12 protein-coding genes and 10 tRNA genes are annotated in these 19,398 nt (G+C 29.5%); 21 read left to right on the top strand and 1 reads right to left on the bottom strand.

All coding sequences use genetic code 11. The annotated features are described in order from the left end of the window. Window positions 1–51: 51 nt before the first annotated feature. From IR152_RS02415 to IR152_RS02515, 21 genes are all read left to right on the top strand, one after another. Window positions 52–127: transfer RNA gene (locus IR152_RS02415), tRNA-Lys, on the top strand. Between the two features lie 2 nt (window positions 128–129). After that, window positions 130–218 (top strand) — tRNA-Ser (locus IR152_RS02420). Window positions 219–221: 3 nt separating this feature from the next. Then, window positions 222–297: transfer RNA gene (locus IR152_RS02425), tRNA-Phe, on the top strand. 6 nt (window positions 298–303) lie between these two features. Further along, window positions 304–377: transfer RNA gene (locus tag IR152_RS02430), tRNA-Met, on the top strand. Between the two features lie 14 nt (window positions 378–391). Beyond that, window positions 392–468, top strand: a tRNA-Ile gene (locus IR152_RS02435). 20 nt (window positions 469–488) lie between these two features. Beyond that, window positions 489–565, top strand: a tRNA-His gene (locus tag IR152_RS02440). A gap of 8 nt (window positions 566–573) precedes the next feature. After that, window positions 574–649, top strand: a tRNA-Lys gene (locus IR152_RS02445). 7 nt (window positions 650–656) lie between these two features. Beyond that, window positions 657–730 (top strand) — tRNA-Cys (locus IR152_RS02450). A gap of 7 nt (window positions 731–737) precedes the next feature. Beyond that, window positions 738–814 (top strand) — tRNA-Arg (locus IR152_RS02455). Window positions 815–826: 12 nt separating this feature from the next. After that, window positions 827–902: transfer RNA gene (locus IR152_RS02460), tRNA-Val, on the top strand. A 75-nt stretch (window positions 903–977) separates the two neighbouring features. After that, the gene (locus tag IR152_RS02465; protein WP_227450244.1) at window positions 978–1,391 is read left to right on the top strand and encodes a hypothetical protein; all 414 of its coding nucleotides are present in this window, start codon (window positions 978–980) and stop codon (window positions 1,389–1,391) included. A 312-nt stretch (window positions 1,392–1,703) separates the two neighbouring features. Next, the gene (locus IR152_RS02470; protein WP_227450245.1) at window positions 1,704–5,135 is read left to right on the top strand and encodes a pyruvate carboxylase; all 3,432 of its coding nucleotides are present in this window, start codon (window positions 1,704–1,706) and stop codon (window positions 5,133–5,135) included. A gap of 240 nt (window positions 5,136–5,375) precedes the next feature. Further along, on the top strand, window positions 5,376–7,304 hold the full coding sequence (locus IR152_RS02475) for an elongation factor G (RefSeq protein ID WP_227450246.1): 1,929 nt from the start codon (window positions 5,376–5,378) through the stop codon (window positions 7,302–7,304). 461 nt (window positions 7,305–7,765) lie between these two features. Next, window positions 7,766–8,230, top strand: a complete 465-nt coding sequence (locus IR152_RS02480; protein WP_227450247.1) for a CtsR family transcriptional regulator — start codon at window positions 7,766–7,768, stop codon at window positions 8,228–8,230. 6 nt (window positions 8,231–8,236) lie between these two features. Next, window positions 8,237–8,731, top strand: coding sequence for a UvrB/UvrC motif-containing protein (locus tag IR152_RS02485; RefSeq protein ID WP_227450248.1), 495 nt, complete (start codon window positions 8,237–8,239; stop codon window positions 8,729–8,731). Window positions 8,732–8,746: 15 nt separating this feature from the next. After that, window positions 8,747–9,772, top strand: coding sequence for a protein arginine kinase (locus IR152_RS02490; protein ID WP_227450249.1), 1,026 nt, complete (start codon window positions 8,747–8,749; stop codon window positions 9,770–9,772). After that, complete coding sequence (locus tag IR152_RS02495) at window positions 9,759–12,206, top strand: ATP-dependent Clp protease ATP-binding subunit (RefSeq protein WP_227450250.1); 2,448 nt, start codon at window positions 9,759–9,761, stop codon at window positions 12,204–12,206. Before IR152_RS02490 ends, IR152_RS02495 begins: the two co-directional genes overlap by 14 nt. A gap of 179 nt (window positions 12,207–12,385) precedes the next feature. Then, on the top strand, window positions 12,386–13,759 hold the full coding sequence (radA, locus tag IR152_RS02500) for a DNA repair protein RadA (RefSeq protein WP_227450251.1): 1,374 nt from the start codon (window positions 12,386–12,388) through the stop codon (window positions 13,757–13,759). A 2-nt stretch (window positions 13,760–13,761) separates the two neighbouring features. Further along, window positions 13,762–14,832, top strand: coding sequence for a DNA integrity scanning diadenylate cyclase DisA (disA, locus tag IR152_RS02505; RefSeq protein ID WP_227450252.1), 1,071 nt, complete (start codon window positions 13,762–13,764; stop codon window positions 14,830–14,832). Between the two features lie 88 nt (window positions 14,833–14,920). Further along, a complete protein-coding gene (locus IR152_RS02510; RefSeq protein ID WP_227450253.1) occupies window positions 14,921–16,009 on the top strand; it encodes a PIN/TRAM domain-containing protein in 1,089 nt (362 codons plus the stop codon). A gap of 128 nt (window positions 16,010–16,137) precedes the next feature. Next, the gene (locus IR152_RS02515; RefSeq protein ID WP_227450254.1) at window positions 16,138–18,315 is read left to right on the top strand and encodes a hypothetical protein; all 2,178 of its coding nucleotides are present in this window, start codon (window positions 16,138–16,140) and stop codon (window positions 18,313–18,315) included. Between the two features lie 190 nt (window positions 18,316–18,505). Here IR152_RS02515 and IR152_RS02520 read toward each other — a convergent pair whose 3' ends face one another. Then, the gene (locus tag IR152_RS02520; RefSeq protein ID WP_227450255.1) at window positions 18,506–19,351 is read right to left on the bottom strand and encodes an AraC family transcriptional regulator; all 846 of its coding nucleotides are present in this window, start codon (window positions 19,349–19,351) and stop codon (window positions 18,506–18,508) included. Window positions 19,352–19,398: the final 47 nt, after the last annotated feature.

Raw genomic sequence — 19,398 nt, forward strand, 5'->3', positions numbered from 1 at the left:
TTGACTCATGTATGCGTAGGTTCGAGTCCTGCATCCCCAGCCAAATAGTATGGTCTATTAGCTCAGTCGGTAGAGCACCTGACTTTTAATCAGGGTGTCCCGCGTTCGAGTCGCGGATAGATCACCAATGGAGAGGTGTCCGAGTGGTTTAAGGAGCTGGTCTTGAAAACCAGTGACTTCGAAAGGGGCCGTGGGTTCGAATCCCACCCTCTCCGCCAAATGCCCAGATAGCTCAGTCGGTAGAGCAGGGGACTGAAAATCCCCGTGTCGGTGGTTCGATTCCGCCTCTGGGCACCAGAATATGGCGGTATAGCTTAGTTGGCTAGAGCGTTCGGTTCATACCCGAGAGGTCATAGGTTCGACTCCTATTACCGCTACTAAAATTTAATGTGGGCCATTAGCTCAGTTGGTTAGAGCGCCCGGCTCATAACCGGTAGGTCTGGGGTTCGAGTCCCTGATGGCCCACCACATTAGATTATAAATATAAGGTGGGTATAGCTCAGTTGGTTAGAGCGCCAGATTGTGGCTCTGGAGGTCGTGAGTTCGACTCTCATTATCCACCCCAAATAGCATGGTCTATTAGCTCAGTCGGTAGAGCACCTGACTTTTAATCAGGGTGTCCCGCGTTCGAGTCGCGGATAGATCACCAAAAAGGCGGCGACATAGCCAAGTGGTAAGGCAGTGGACTGCAACTCCTTGATCCCCAGTTCGAATCTGGGTGTCGCCTCCAATAAAATGCGCTCATAGCTCAACTGGATAGAGTGTCTGACTACGAATCAGAAGGTTAGGGGTTCGAGTCCCTTTGGGCGCACCATATAAATATCGAGGGATTATAGCTCAGCTGGGAGAGCACCTGCCTTACAAGCAGGGGGTCACAGGTTCGAGCCCTGTTAATCCCACCAGTGCAAACCTCTAGTAATTTTACTAGAGGTTTTATTTTTGATTGAAAAAGTTTTTATATTTAGGAGGTAAGAAACTTGTATATAGTAATAGGAAATGAAATAATTGATAGTGAAGAACTCAAAATAACTATAGATAAAAATAGTAAATTTAAAGTCGAAAAGGATTTAAGTAAAAGCACAAAAAGAGAAGATGTAATAGCATATCAACTAAGCATAGATTTAAACTACTTAGATGCTCTTATAAATGAGCAATATGATTCTGTTAGTTTATCTGATGAGGAGAAATTTGATGAATATATGACTTTATCTGATGAACTTGCGTTGGATTTAGAAGAACTTATGCCAAAATACACAATAATAAATGCTAGAGCATATAAATTAGATGAAGTAGATGGAGTTATAAAAATAATACTAGCTGTAGCATATGCAGATTTAGGTCATTTAAAACTTTCTGATGTAGTAAAGAGGCTATCTAGACAAATAGATTAGAATATGAATAGATATGAACTATATTAAAAAAATATATAAAATCTTACGTAAAGATGTAAATAATTATGTAAACATAGAAAAAAATAGTATAAAATTAGGTCAATTATAGAAATTTTCGCATAAATTCATCTGAAATTCCATAAAAAATGCCTTAATTTTAGTGAGGTAAATTGAGTTTACACAGTCTAAAAATTACTTATATTTATAAATTTATCTTATTAATTAAGGAACTTTCTTAAACATCTTCAAAAATAAAGTATTTTAGTCTATAATCTTTAATATTACACAAACAATAAAGGAGAAGAATAGAGTATGCTTAAAAAGTTTAATAAAATACTAGTAGCTAATAGAGGCGAAATAGCTATAAGGATATTTAGAGCCTGTTCAGAATTGGGAATAAAAAGTGTTGGTATATACAGTAAAGAAGATAAATATGGATTATTTAGAACAAAAGCAGATGAATCATATTTGATAGGAGAAGGTAAAGGGCCGATAGATGCATATCTAGATATGGATGGAATAATAGATTTAGCAAAGAGAAAAAAAGTTGATGCTATACATCCGGGATATGGTTTTTTAGCAGAGAATGCAGAATTTGCTCGTAAGTGTGAAGAGAATGGAATTACTTTTATAGGACCATCATCTAAAGTAATGAATATGATGGGGGATAAGATAAATTCTAAAAAAATCGCAAAAGAAGTTAATGTTCAAACTATACCAGGAGTAGAAAAAGCAATAAGAAGTACTGAGGAAGCAAAAGAAGTTGCAAACAAAATAGGATATCCTGTTATGATAAAAGCATCTAATGGTGGTGGCGGTAGAGGTATGAGAATTGTACACTGCGAAGAAGACTTAGAGCTTGAATATGAAACTGCTTGTAGTGAATCAAGAAAAGCTTTTGGAGAAGATATCATATTTATAGAAAAATATATAGCTGATCCAAAACATATAGAAGTTCAAATATTAGGAGATAACTATGGAAATATAGTTCACTTATATGAGAGAGATTGTTCTGTTCAAAGGAGACACCAAAAAATAATAGAATATGCACCAGCTTTTTCACTAGATGATAAAGTAAGAAAAGAAATATGTGAGGATGCAGTTAAGTTATCAAAGCATGTGGGTTATTCTAATGCCGGAACATTAGAATTCTTAGTAGATGCAAATGGTGGACATTACTTTATAGAAATGAACACAAGAGTACAGGTTGAACATACTGTAACAGAGATGGTTACAGGAATAGATATAGTTCAAAGCCAAATACTAATAGCCCAAGGATACAGCTTAGATAGTGAAGAAATCAATATAAAATCACAAGATGATGTGGAAATAAGGGGATACTCTATCCAATGTAGAATAACTACAGAAGACCCTAAGAATAAATTCATGCCTGATACAGGTAAAATTCAAGTTTATAGAACTGGTTCAGGATTTGGTATAAGGCTAGATGGAGGAAATGGATTTACAGGAGCAAACATAAGTCCTCACTATGATAGTTTATTAGTTAAAACAATATCTTGGGATAGAACATTCCAAGGAGCAATAAATAAAACTATAAGATCTATAAAAGAACTTAGAGTTAGAGGTGTTAAAACTAATGTAGGATTCTTAGTTAATGTTTTAAATAATCCTATATTCTCAAATGGTAAATGTAGTACTAAATTTATAGATGAAAATCCAGATTTATTTAAAATAACAGAAAGTAAAGATAGAGGAACAAAATTACTTCAGTTCATAGGTGATGTAATTGTAAATGATAATGCTTGTAAAGAAAAGCCATTATTTGACGCATTACATGACCCAAGAATGGATAAGGATGGTTCAAAGGCAGAAGGAAGTAAAATACTTTTTGATAAGTTAGGTAAATCTGCGTATATAGAAAAGATAAAAAATGATAAGAAATTATTATTAACAGATACAACAATGAGAGATGCACATCAATCATTATTAGCAACAAGAATAAGAACATATGACTTATTAAAAGTAGCTAAGCCAACAGAAAAATATCAAAAGGATTTATTCTCACTTGAAATGTGGGGTGGAGCTACTTATGATGTTGCATATAGATTTTTAAAAGAATCTCCTTGGCGTAGATTGCAAAAACTAAGAGAAGAAATACCAAGTATAATGTTTCAAATGTTACTTAGAGCATCAAATGGAGTTGGATATAAAAACTATCCAGATAATGTAATAGAAGAATTTACAAAAGAATCTGCTAGACAAGGTATAGATGTATTTAGAATATTTGACTCATTAAACTGGGTTGAAAATATGAAACCATCTATTAATACAGCTTTAGAAACTGGAAAAATTGTTGAAGCAACTATGTGTTACACAGGTGATATACTAGATAAGACTAAAACTAAATATAATCTGGAATATTATATTAAAATGGCACAAGAACTAGAAAGTTTAGGAGCAGATATAATAGCAATAAAAGATATGTCAGGGCTTCTTAAACCATATTCAGCTTATACACTAGTTAAAGAGTTAAAGAAAAATGTAAAAGCACCAATACATTTACACACTCATGATACAAGTGGAAATGGTGTAGCAACTTGTTTAATGGCATCAGAAGCTGGTGTAGACATAATTGATGCTGCACTAGAATCTATGGCAGGACTTACAAGTCAACCATCACTTAATGCTATAGTAGAGGCTCTTAAGAATACAGAAAGAGACACATGTATAGATTTATTTGGATATGATGAGTTAGGAAAATATTATAAGGATTTAAGAAAAGTTTATAATAAATTTGAAAGTGATTTAACTAATTCTTGTGCAGAAATATACAATTTTGAAATACCAGGAGGTCAATATACAAACCTAAAACCTCAAGCTGATAGTTTAGGATTAGTTAATAGATTTGATGAAGTTAAAGAAAAATATAAAGAAGCTAATGAAGTTGTAGGAGATATAATAAAAGTAACTCCATCTTCAAAAGTTGTAGGAGATTTAGCTATCTTTATGACTAAAAATAAATTAGATAAAGACAATATAATAGAAGAAGGTAAAAACTTATCATTCCCAGACTCTGTTGTGGACTACTGTAAAGGTATGATTGGTCAACCAGAAGGTGGAATACCGAAAGATTTACAAGAGGTAGTTTTAAAAGGTGAAGAAGCTATCACAGTAAGACCAGGTTCATTATTACCAGCAGAAGATTTTGATGAAATAGCTAAATATCTAAATGAAAAATATGATATAAATGCTAATATAAGAAATGTTATAAGCTATGCTTTATATCCAAAAGTATATGAAGATTATATCAAACATTTACAACACTATAATGATATATCTAAACTTGAAAGTGATGTATTCTTCTATGGATTAAATAAAAATGAAGAATGTGAAGTAGAAATAGAAGAAGGTAAAGTATTAACAATAAGATTAGTTGAAATCGGTGAAGTTAAGGAAAATGGATTTAGAACTATAGGATTTGAGTTAAATGGAATGGTTAGAGAAGTAGAGATAAAAGATAAGAACTTCTCTGGAAAAATTAATAATGTTGAAAAGGCTGATATGAATGACCCCCTTCAAATTGGAGCAAGTATTCCAGGAAAAGTTATAAAAATAATGGTTAAAGAAGAGGATGAAGTAAAAGCAAATCAACCATTAATAGTTATAGAGGCTATGAAGATGGAAACTATAATAGTTGCTAAGACTGATGGAGTAATTAAGTCAATCAAAGTAAAAGAAGATGATATGGTTGAAGATAAACAATTATTAATGATAATGAAGTAATTGAATTAAGATAATTAAAAAAACACTCTGAAATGTTTAATAAAAAATGTTTCAGAGTGTTTTTATTTATTTAAATTAAATATTTGTTAAAAAAAGAGGACAATCACCTCCATATGTAGAAATAAAGTTAGTAAGGAAAATGTTATCTAAAAATTCTAAATATAGTAAATATTTTCCATAATATTTCTTAGGAAATAACAGCTAAGAGAAAATACATAAATTTAAAAGGTGGGTGCTTATATGAAGGTTTATGATAGTAAAATGTTGAGAAATGTAGCGGTATTAGGACATAGCGGATGTGGAAAAACAAATCTAATCGAAACTATAGCTTACACAGCAAACACTAATAAGATACCTAAATTAACAGACAAGGTAAATATGACTTATAGCATGGGATTAATACCTATAGAGTATAATGATTATAAGTTTAACTTATTGGATACCCCAGGATATTTTGACTTTAGCGGAGACGTTGTGTCATCTCTTAGAGCAAGTGATGCAGCAATAATAGTAATAGATGCAACAGCACCTATTCAAGTTGGTACAGAGAAATCATTAGAACTAACTGAGAGTATTCCTAAGATAATGTTTATAAATAAAATAGATAATGAAAAAGCAAGATATAAAGATGCAATAGCAATGTTAAGAGAAAAATACAATAATAAGATAGTTCCTATGATAAGTCCTATATACAAAGATAAAAACTTTGTAAAGTTACATAATGTATTTGAAAACATAGATGATTTAGAAGGTGAGTTCAAGGAACAAGCTATGAGTGTTAAAGAGGCATTAATGGAGCTTATAGCAGAAACTGATGACCAAATATTAGATAAATATTTTAATGGTGAAGAATTAACTACAGAAGAGATACAAAAAGGTATTATTATAGGTATACAAAGAGGTGATATTATACCTGTAATATGTGGTTCAACTATAAATAATATAGGTACAAAGGAAATATTAGATACAATATCAAGTTATTTAGAACCTATCTTTACAGAGGAAAGCAAACCATTTAGGGGATTAGTATTTAAAACTATGGTTGACCCATTTGTTGGAAAGATGTCATATATAAAAATTACTGAGGGTGTACTTTCTAAGGATAAAGATATTTTTAATATAAATAAAAATGTAAAAGAAAAAATAGCTAATATATATACATTGAGAAATAGTGAATTAGTAGAAATAGAAAAAGCTAAAGCTGGTGATATAGTAGTTATAACTAAAGTTAATTCTCTAAAAACAGGAGACACTATATCTGCAGATAAAGATGCAGAAGTTTTAGAAAAGATAGATTTTCCTAAACCACAAATATATTATGCAGTAACTCCTAAGAATAAAGGGGATGAAGAAAAAGTAGCATCTGTATTAAATAAACTGGTAGAAGAGGACCCTACATTACATTGGTATAGAAATACAGAGACAAAGCAAGCCCTTTTAGGAGGTCAAGGAGAACTTCATATAAAAACAATTAAAAATAAAATGAAAGATAAATTTGGTGTTGATGTTGAATTGAATGACCTTAAAGTTCCTTATAGAGAAACTATAAAAGGGACAGCTGATGTGCAAGGAAAACATAAAAAACAATCAGGTGGTCATGGTCAATATGGAGATGTAAAAATAAGATTTGAAAGATGTGAATCTGATTTTGAATTTACAGAAGAAATATTTGGTGGTTCTGTACCAAAACAATATATACCAGCAGTTGAAAAAGGTCTAAAAGATTCCATGCAAAAAGGTATATTAGCAGGTTATCCAGTTACAAATATAAAAGCTACACTTTACGATGGTTCATACCATGATGTAGACTCTTCTGAAATGGCCTTTAAGATGGCAGCAAGTGCAGCCTTTAAAAAAGGTATGGAAGAAGCACACCCAATACTACTAGAACCTATAATGAAACTTAAGATAACTGTTCCAGAAGAATATATGGGAGATGTTATGGGTGATATAAATAAGAGAAGAGGAAAAATATTTGGAATGGAACCAGATAACAAAGGTAAACAAATAATATTTGCAGAAGCTCCACAGGCAGAGACATTTAAATATGCAATAGATTTAAGAGCAATGACACAAGGTAGAGGATACTTTGAAATGGAACTAGAGAGATATGGAGAGGTTCCATCACAATTTGCAGAAAAAATAATTGGGTTAGCTACTGCAAAGTAATAAACAAGAATAAATAAAATAGAATAATAAACAATTAATAGACAATATTAAAAATATTTTTAGGATTTGAACTAGGTATAAGTTTATTTGAAGTAAACATATACCTAGTTTTTATATATTTTTAATGGATAAAAAAATAAAAAATACTTTCTTAAACGTTTTAATAAAAAGAAAGTATTTTTTTATTATTTTTTTCAAAATGTTTAATAATAAAGATGAGAAGGTATATCTAAAATATAAAATGTTTAAAATATTGAAATCTAATCATGAAGCAAAAACTTTAGTGTTTAGTTATCATAAGCATAATAAATAAAAACTCATAATTAATGAAAAAATAGATTCATATATAAGTTACTATAAAAAATTTAAATTTATGCAATTTAGGGCTTTAAAAATTTAAATAATAGGTGTAAAATAATAGTCAAAGAAAGTCAAAAATAAAAAGGTGTGTGGTGAGATTAATGGCAACTATGACAGATATAATTGAAAAATTTATTAAAGATTTGATGGAAGAAGACAATAGCATACAAATTCAAAGAAATGAACTAGCAAACTTGTTTAGTTGTGCACCATCACAAATAAATTATGTCTTAACAACAAGATTTACAATAGATAAAGGATATTATATTGAAAGTAAAAAAGGTGGCGGAGGATATGTTCAAATAGAAAAAATACGAAAAAGTAAAGATGGGCATATTAGAGAACTATTAAATGAAAAAATAGGAAGTCAAATATCATATAAGAAAGCAAAAGAGTTATTACAAGGTTTAAGAGAGTCAGGTTTAATTAGTGAAAAAGAATTAAAATTAATATTATATGCAATAGATGATAAATCATTATGTATGCCAATCTATGAATTAAAGGAGAAGGTAAGGTCTAACATTTTAAAGAATATAATAATAGGATTATTTAGTATAGAGGAGTGATAATTTATGCTATGTCAAAAATGCAATAAGAATAAAGCATCTGTATATTACAATAAGATAGTCAATGGAGAAAAGACTGAGATGTATCTATGTAGTGAATGTGCAAAAGGGAATACAGAAATGAATTTTAATTTAGATATGCCTTTTTCAATGATGGATATATTTTCTAATTTAGGTTTTCAGCCTAAAAAAGAACTTGAAGAAAAGCTAGTTTGCCCTAAATGTAATATGACATATAGTGAATTTAAGAACAATGGAAGATTTGGATGTAATGAATGTTACAATGCATTTAGTAGTCAAGTAAATCCAATGCTTCAAAATATACATGGGCATATAGAACATACAGGCAAAGCACCTAAAAAATCTTTTTATAAGATAAGTGTGGAAAATGAGATTAAAGAACTAAAAGAAGATTTAGATAGAGCTATAAAAAATGAAGAGTATGAATTAGCTGCTCAATTTAGAGACAAAATTAAATATTTAAAAGGTTCTATTGACTAAGATTGGAGTGATATTATGAAAGAGAACATAGTCATGAAATCAAGAGTTAGGTTAGCTAGAAATTTAAATAATTATCCTTTTCCAAATAGATTAGATAAAGAATGTGCTATGGAAATAATAGAAAAAGTAAAAAATGCATTTATGAGTTCTAGTTTAGAACAAAAAGAAGAATTTGATTTCTATAAAATTGAAGATTTAGACCAATCTAAAAAAATGCTTATGGTTGAAGAACATATAATAAGCCCAGATTTAGCAGAAAATGATAAAAGTGCAGTTATAGTGAAAAAAGATAAAACTGTAAGCATAATGATAAATGAAGAAGACCATATAAGAATACAAACAATATGTGATGATTTGAATTTAGAATATTCATATAGTATGGCAAATGAAATAGATGATTTGTTAGAGTCAAGTTTAGAATATGCATTTAGTACAAAGCTAGGTTATCTAACATCTTGTCCAACTAATACAGGAACAGGAATGAGGGCTTCCGTAATGATGCATTTGCCAGCATTAAGTCAGCTAGGTTATATGGATGAACTTTATAAAATTTCATCACAGATAGGTATAGCAATCCGAGGTATATATGGAGAACGAACAGAAGCATTAGGAAATATATATCAAATATCTAATCAACTTACACTTGGAAGAACAGAGTCTAATATTATAGAAAATGTAAGTGGACTTGCAAAAGATGCAATTTCAAAAGAAATAAAAGCTAGAGAAATATTGCAAAAAAATTTAGGTATAAAACTAGAAGATAAAATATTTAGGTCAATAGGGACACTTGAAAATTCAAGAGTAATGAGTAGTGCAGAAGCAATGAGTCATCTATCTAATATAAAAATGGGAATAGAAATGAACTATATAGATAAACTAGATTTAAGGGCTATAGAACAACTTATGATAGGTATACAACCAGCACATCAGTCAATAATGTATAAGAGTGATGATGTTGAGGATAGAGATATAAATAGAGCAACATACATTAGAGAAACTTTGGAAAAATTAAGAGGAGGGATGAATTGTGAACTTCAATAGATTTACACAAAGAGCTAAGAAGGCAATTGATTTAGCGTTTGAATCTGCTAAAAGCTTAGGACACAATATTGTTGGAAGTGAACATATACTTTTAGGTCTTTTAAGAGAAGAAGAAGGTATAGCTTCTAAAGTTCTAAGTAAAGTTGGATTTACAGAAGCTTATTTAGAAGGAAAAATAGTTGATATGGAAGGTAAGGGAGAAGAAATCTCAGAAGAGATAGTATTAAGCCCAAGAAGTAAACAAATACTTGAATTATCAGGTATGTTTGCAAATAAGTTGAAAACAAATTATATTGGGACTGAGCATATATTGTTAGCAATTATTCAAGAAGGTGAAGGAATAGCTAATAAGATTTTAAATTATGCTGGAGTAAATGATAGGACTCTAGCCCAATTAACAATTGATATGATGGGTATTAGTGATAAAAATCAATACAAAGCAGAAAATAGTTACACGGGCAACCAGAATCAAGCAGAATCTAAAGTGCTTGATAAATATGGAAGAAATCTTACACTATATGCAAAGCAGAATAAAATAGACCCTGTAATAGGTAGAGAAAAAGAAATACAAAGAGTAATACAAATATTAAGTAGAAGGACTAAAAACAATCCAGTCTTGATAGGAGACCCAGGAGTAGGTAAAACAGCTATAGCTGAAGGTCTGGCAACAAATATAGCTTTAGGAAATGTTCCAGAAACATTAAAAAACAAAACTTTATATTCTTTAGAGATGGGTTCATTATTAGCTGGGGCTAAGTATAGAGGAGAATTTGAAGAGAGAATTAAAGAGGTTGTAGATGAAGTTGTTAAAAATGGAAATATAATTTTATTTATAGATGAAATGCATACAATAATAGGAGCTGGGTCTACAGGAGAAGGTTCTATAGATGCATCAAATATATTAAAACCAGCCTTAGCAAGAGGAGAAATACAAGTTATAGGTGCAACAACGATTGATGAATATAGAAAGCATGTTGAAAAAGATTCTGCCCTAGAAAGAAGATTCCAGCCAGTTATGGTAGATGAGCCAACTAAAGAAGATTCAATAAAAATATTAGAAGGATTGAGAGATAAATATGAAGCTCATCATAAAGTTAAAATAACTGATGACGCCATAAAGGCAGCTGTAGAATTATCAACTAGATATATATCAGACAGATATTTGCCAGATAAAGCTATAGACTTGATTGATGAAGCTGCATCAAAAGTAAGATTAAAAGAAAATACACCTCCTTCAGAATTAAAAAAATTAGAATTAGAAATAGAAAATATAGATAAAGAAAAAGAAGAAGCAGTAAGATGTCAAGACTTTGAGAAAGCAGCAAAAATAAGAGATGAACAAGGTCTGCTTAAAAAACAATTAGAAGATGTTAGACAAAGATGGAATAAGTCATCTAAACATTCAGATTTAGTTGATGGAGAAGTTATTGCTGAGGTAGTAGGATTATGGACAGGAATACCTGTTAATAAAATTCTTGAAGAAGAAGCTGATAGACTTTTAAGACTTGAGGAAATACTGCACAATAGAGTCATAGGTCAAGAACAAGCAGTAAAATCTATCTCAAAGGCAATTAGAAGGTCAAGAGCAGGTCTTAAAGACCCGAATAGACCAATTGGTTCATTTTTATTTTTAGGTCCTACAGGAGTAGGTAAGACAGAATTATCTAAGGCATTGGCAGAAGTACAGTTTGGAGATGAAAATCAAATAATTAGAATAGATATGTCTGAATATATGGAAAAACATGCTGTATCAAGAATGATAGGTTCACCTCCAGGTTACGTAGGTCACGATGAAGGTGGTCAATTAACTGAAAAAGTAAGAAGAAATCCATATTCAGTTATCCTATTTGATGAGATAGAAAAAGCTCACCCAGATGTATTTAATATTCTATTACAAATTCTAGATGATGGTAGATTAACTGATTCAAAAGGAAGAACTGTAGATTTTAAGAATACTATTGTAATAATGACATCAAACGTTGGTGCATCTACAATTGGTAGACAAAAAACTTTAGGATTTAGTATAGCTAAAGGAGACGAAGAAGAAAAATCTCAATATGAAAAAATGAAAGAAAATATAATGGGTGAATTAAAACAAAGATTCAGACCAGAGTTTTTAAACAGAATAGATGATATAATTGTTTTCCATTCATTAAATGAAAATCACATATCAAAAATAATACTTTTAATGGCAGCAAAACTACAAGACAGACTAAAAGAAATGGATATAAAATTAGAAATGAGTGATGAGGCTGTTAAATTAATTTCTAAATCTGGATTTGACTTAGAATATGGAGCGAGACCTCTTAAAAGAGCCTTACAAAAAGAGTTGGAAGATGAGCTATCTGAGGCAATCTTAAAAGGCAATGTGAAAAAGGGAAGTAATGTAGTGGCAAAAGTCAAAGATGAGAAAATAGTTTTTGAAACTAAATAATTTAATAGAGTTGCATTTTAAAATATTGCAAATACAAGTTTTATGATTTAAACAAAATTTTAAGGGCAATGAATCTATAATAATTCATTGTCCTTAATTATTTTATTTAATCTTTACATATTGTCTTTCATATATGCTAAAATTATAGTATAGAATAATAAATTAAGGATGATAAAAGTATGGCAAAAATAAAAACAAAATATGTATGTCAATCTTGTGGATATGAAACAGCTAAATGGCTTGGTAAATGTCCGGAATGTACAAAATGGAATACATTTGTAGAAGAAGTAGACCAAAAAAGCACCAAAAAAGAGGTCTTTATAATAGATAAATCCTCATCTAAACCAGTTAGTATAAATTCAATAGAAAGTAAAGAAGAAGAGAGGTTTACAACAGATATAAATGAATTAGATAGAGTACTTGGAGGAGGTATAGTTAAAGGCTCTTTAGTACTTGTTGGTGGAGACCCTGGTATAGGTAAATCAACACTTTTAATCCAAGTATCTAGTAATGTTGCTAATTTAGGAAAAACTGTTTTATATATAACTGGAGAAGAATCAGAATCTCAAATAAAAATGAGAGCTAAAAGATTAGGTATTAACTCAGAAAATTTATATATATTTGCTGAAAATAATTTAAGTATAATTGAATCTTATTTAGAAAGCGTAAATCCAGAATTAATAATTCTAGACTCAATTCAAACTGTCTTTAGTCCAGAAATATCCTCGGCACCAGGAACTGTCAGCCAAATTAAAGAAGGTACTTCAAAATTCATGAAAATTTCTAAAAAAATGGGAATTTCAACATTTATAGTTGGGCATGTTACAAAAGAAGGTTCACTAGCAGGACCAAAATTATTAGAGCATATGGTTGATACTGTTCTATATTTTGAAGGAGAAAGATATAATACTTATAGATTAGTAAGGGCTGTTAAAAATAGATTTGGCTCAACTAATGAACTTGGAGTATTTGAAATGAGAGATTTGGGATTAGTAGAACTTGATAATCCATCTAAAATTTTAATATCTGAAAAACCAAAAGATGTAGCAGGTTCAGTAATAATATCTACGGTAGAAGGTACGAGACCGATGTTACTTGAATTACAAGCATTAGTTTCACCTACAAGTTTTGGTATACCAAAAAGAACATCTACAGGTGTAGATTACAATAGAGTAGGTATGTTGCTAGCAGTATTAGAAAAACGTGTTGGTTTGCAAATACAAAATCAAGATGTCTATATAAACATAGTTGGAGGAATAAAGATAAATGAACCTTCAATTGACTTGGGGATAGCTATTTCTGTAGCATCTAGTTTTAGAAATATACCAATAGATGAAGATATAGCTGTTACAGGAGAAGTGGGGCTTACAGGAGAAGTTAGAGCAGTAAGCTTTATAGAAAAGAGAATTGCTGAGTGTAAGAAGCTTGGATTTAAAAAAATAGTAATTCCTAGAAGTAATTATGAAGTCGTAAAAGATACTAAAGGCATAGAAATATGGCCGGCAGATAACTTAAGACAAGCTATAAATATAGTACTTGGGAGGAATCAATAAATATGGAGAATTTTTTAGATAATAAAAATATGTTATATGCATTAAAAATGATATCTCCTGGAACTCCACTTAGATTAGGTCTAAACAACGTACTAAGAGCTAAAACAGGTGGATTGATTGTAATTGCAACCAATGAAGATGTAATGAAAATAGTAGATGGTGGATTTGCTATAAATGCAGAGTATTCACCTGCATATCTATATGAGTTAGCTAAAATGGATGGAGCTATAGTTTTAAGTGGTGATGTAAAGAAAATACTATTTGCTAATGCACAACTTATACCGGATTATTTTATAGAAACATCAGAAACAGGAACAAGACATAGAACAGCGGAAAGAGTAGCAAAGCAAACTGGTGCTATAGTCATAGGAATTTCACAAAGAAGAAATGTTATAACAGTTTATAAAGGAAATGAGAAGTATGTAGTCGAAGATATATCTAAGATATTTACTAAGGCAAATCAGGCTATACAAACTTTAGAAAAATATAAGACAGTATTAGACCAAGCTATAACAAATTTAAATGCTTTAGAATTTAATGATTTGGTAACTATTTATGATGTTGCCCTAGTTATGCAAAAAATGGAAATGGTAATGAGGGTTACAAGTATAATTGAAAAATATATGATAGAATTGGGTGATGAAGGAACTTTAGTAAGCATGCAGTTAGAAGAATTAATGGGTACAACTAGAATAGACCAGAAATTAATATTCAAAGATTATAATAAAGAAAATACAGAGATAAAAGAACTTATGAAAAAGGTCAAAAACTTAAACTCAGAAGAATTAATAGAATTAGTTAATATGGCAAAACTATTAGGGTATAGTGGTTTTTCAGAAAGCATGGATATGCCTATAAAAACAAGAGGTTATAGAATTCTTAGTAAAATACATAGACTACCAACAGCAATAATAGAAAACTTAGTAAATTATTTTGAAAACTTTCAACAAATTCTAGATGCATCTATTGAAGAACTAGATGAAGTTGAAGGAATAGGTGAAATAAGAGCAACATATATAAAAAATGGACTCATAAAAATGAAACAATTAGTATTATTAGATAGACATATATGATGAATTTTAAATGAATTTTACTACTTTTTTCTTGAATATAATATACACTTTGGTCTATAATAGATAAGTATAACTAGGGGGTGAAGCATTGATAAGGAAAGTAACAAGAATATTGTTTATTTTACTTGGATTTACAATAGGTATAACGACCTATTTAACATTAATGAAAGATTTTGAAATATTAACATTTGGAAAAGAAACATATGGTTATATCGCAGCTGTAGTAGCAGGTATAATAATAGCCATTTTAGGATATCTTATAGAACCATGGGTTGTAAATAAAGTAAAAGAAATTGCTAAAATAGTGGATAAAGAATTGTCAAAATATCCTCAGACTGATATATTGTTAGGGTCTATGGGTCTTATAGTAGGATTTGTTATTGCATATTTATTAAGTGGATTAGTAAATAGAATACCAATAGTAGGTGGAATATTATCCTTATTATTATATTTATTCCTAGGATATCTTGGAATGAAAGTTGCGCTTAAAAGTAAAAATGATTTATTTAATATTGGAAAATTAGGAAGATTAGCAAATCCTATTAAAGATAAAGAGAAAGAGAATAAAAAAGACATAAAAGCCATTCCTCCAAAAGTATTAGATACAAGTGTAATAATTGATGGAAGGATAGCTGATATTTGTAAGACCGGATTTATAGAAGGAAAACTTATTATTCCTGCTTTTGTTTTGGAGGAACTAAGACATATTGCAGATTCTTCAGATGATTTAAAAAGAGTAAGAGGTAGAAGAGGTCTGGATATATTAAATATAATTCAGAAAGAATTAAATATAGAAGTTGAAATAAGTGAGAGAGATTTTGATGATATAGCAGAAGTTGATAGTAAATTGTTAAAGCTTGCTCAGGTTTTAAATGGAAAAGTTGTTACAAACGATTATAACTTAAATAAAGTTGCTCAATTCCAAGGTGTTGAAGTATTAAATATAAATGAGTTAGCTAATGCTATAAAACCAGTTGCTATACCAGGTGAAGATATGGTTGTTCAAGTGGTTAAAGAAGGAAAAGAGGCTCAACAGGGTGTTGCATATCTAGATGATGGAACTATGATAGTTGTTGATGGAGGAAGAAAACATATGAATGAGACTATAAAAGTACTCGTTACTTCTGTTCTTCAAACTCCTGCAGGTAGAATGATATTTGCAAAACCTAAAAATTAATATATTCAAATAAACCAATAGTTTGGGCTGTTTATTTTAAATAGATGGTCCAAATTTATTTATTTATAACGACAATGTTTAATGTATTCTTAAAGGTGAGGATTTAAATCAGAAAGCAGGGAGAATTTATGAGAAAAAAGATTATATCTTTCTTAGCAACATTTATCATAATATTAATATCGATGAGTCAATATAATTTTGCGGATGATATACCGACATATGGAAAAGTGATATTTATAGATATGAATAGAACTAGTATGAGCAATATGTTAAAAATAAAATCATTGAGAGAAGAACTAGATGGTAGGGGATATATAGGTCTAATGAACATAAGAGGTGATAAAGGTAATGATGACAGACGATCATATGCTAGTATGGGTGCTGGTGGAAGAGCTAATGTAGCTAATGAAGAAGATATTAATTTTGAGAGCTCAAGTAAAGATAGAGACATAGCTTTTAAATCGGCTACAGGAAAAAGCGCAAAAGGTATAAATAATTTAACTATAAATAAGTCTATAAATGAAAATTTAAACTTTGGGGAGTACGGTTCTGTATTAGGGTCATTAGGTCAAAGTTTATCTGACAATGGGTTAAAAGTATCTGTGTTGGGAAATGCAGATATAATTGAAAATGGTCAGCTTATAAAAAATAGAAACTTATGCCTAGTTGCAATGGATGAGTATGGGAGAATTCCTAATGGAAACGTAGATAATATAAATAAGAAAGATTTATCTATGCCTTATGGAATATCAACTGATTATAATAAATTGATTACAGAGACTAAAGAAGCTTACAAAAATAATGATGTAGTTTTTGTGGAGCTTGGAGATACATATAGATTAGATTTATATAAACCAAATTTAACCGAAAAAACATATGTTAACATGAAAAATAGCATAGAAAAAAATATAGATGTATACTTAAAAAATGTATTTTCTATGGTTGGAGAAAATGACACTGTTTATATATCAAGTGCATTTCCAAGTGACTTAGATTATAAAAACAAAAGAAGACTTTCTCCAATAATAAAATTAAATGGTGATGGAAAAGGTCTATTATCATCTTCAACTACCAGAAGAGAGGGTATTGTAACAAATCTAGATGTGGGAGTTGAAATATTAGATAATTTTAATATAAAAAATCAAAATATGGTTGGAAGAAAATATGAACCTATTAGCAGAGATGATAATAAAGAATATTTGATGGATGAATATCAAAAGATAGTATCTATTTCAAGCATAAGGTCTACAATACTTAATGGTTTTGTAAGTATAGTTTTCTTGTCATGGATAGTTGCTATGATTGCAATTTTATTTAGAAAGCATATATCAAAAAATTATAAAGAAACAACATTTTTTATATTAAAGGAACTTTTAAAAATAGGAATAGTAATGCCACTATCATTTATGATAACCCCAATAATGAATTTCAAAACGCCATTAGCAATATCTTTAGGAATAATTATAATAACACTTACGATATATCTTATAAGTAAAGTTTTAATAAAGAACGATTTAAAAAATATGCTGTTCTTTACTGGATTAACTATATTGATTGTGGTTATTGATTCTGCACTTGGTTCGTATTTAATGAAAAGTAATGTCATGAGTTATGACTGCATAATTGGAGCTAGATATTATGGAGTAGGAAATGAATATCAGGGTGTGGCAATAGGTAGTTCAATATTTACATTTGTAATTTTACTTACATATAAAAATATACCAAAATGGTCTGTAATAGTTTTTTCTTTGGCTATCTTAATTACAAGTGCATCTCCAATTATGGGGGCAAATGTTGGAAGTGCTATTTCTGAATGTGTTGCATTTTTACTATTTATACTATTGATATATAATATAAAGATAGATTTCAAAAAAATTGTATTATTAGGTATAGCAGTATTATTTGTATTAGGGGTCTTTGTAGCAATAGATATGATTTCAGGAAGTAATTCACATTTAGGTGTGTTTGTAAAAGAAATTTACTTTAATGGACCAGGAGAAATAATACAAACATTTAGTAGAAAGATAGAGATGAATTTAAAACTAGCTCAAACCAGTACATGGGTTAATATACTACTAACTGGAATAGGGGTAATCTTAGTTCTTATGATTAATCAGATTAGATATTTTAAGCAATTGCTTGATGAATATCCAATTGTATTTAAAGGATTTATAGCATCAATAGCAGGATGTTTAGTAACTCTTTTAGTGAACGATTCTGGGATTGTGTCATCAGCTACAGCCTTTATTTATGTAATTGTACCTATGATAATATTAAGTATAAATCTGATAGCATTAAAAGAATAAGCCATGTATGGATACTATGTAAAGAACACATTAATTTAACTTCATTTTTATAAAATAAAGTTAAGAAGAAAGTTTATAAAAATAAATTATTATACAAAAAGGGGTTGTCTTAAAATTGATTTTTTCTAATCAAATTTTAAGAACAACTCCTTTTTTAATTACAAAGATAGGTAATATAGAATATTATATTTTAGATAGATTTTTTTCTTATATGTTTAGGGGTACACTTAAATTTTTCCTTAAAAATTCTGTAAAATAATTTTGTATTAGTAAATCCATGAGCTTCTAATATACTACACAAGGTATCATTTGTGTTAATTAAGTCTTTATAAATATGAGAAATACGTACATCATTTAAATATTCTAAGTAAGTCTGTCCCATATACTGTTTAAATTTTCTACAAAAATATTCTGGTTGTAAGTGTGCTACCTTAGCGATTTTGTTAATAGAAATAGGAGTCTTGTAATTAATCTTTGTGTATTCCAAAACTGGCTCAAATTTTGATAAGTCAAGTGCTGTATTTCTCATATTTTTATTACCTATATCTATTTTGAAGTTTGTATATAATTCAAATAAAAGTTCAAATAATAAGCTCGTAAAGCGTAGATTAGCTGCTGGAGGAGAACTAAGTTTGATTTCTCTCATGTTTTCTAATATAAGTTTAACTTTATTTGAATTTTTTTTATAGTTATTGTCATTAACATTGACCTTAAAGTCAAAATAGCAATTTTTAAAATCAGGAATGTATTTACTTAGAAAAGATAATGGTACTTGCAATAATATAGAGGTATTTTCATAAATACATCTAGTTGAATGAATAACTCCAGAATTAATGAACATACACTCATTAGCTTTTAAATTATAAGTGTAGCCTTCCATGTTAATTTGTAAATCACCAGAAGTTATATAAATTATTTCTAATGAATTATGCCAATGATTTGCTACATAACTACCACTATCATCAAATAGTTTAAAATTAACATCTAAATTATCAATAGGTTCAACTATTTCATGTGAAAAATTATTTCTGTTCATAATAATCTCCTCCCTATAATTTTATATTATAATTAGTAAATTTATAA

It is taken from the genome of Clostridioides sp. ES-S-0108-01 (assembly GCF_020662285.1).
GTDB lineage: Bacteria > Bacillota > Clostridia > Peptostreptococcales > Peptostreptococcaceae > Clostridioides.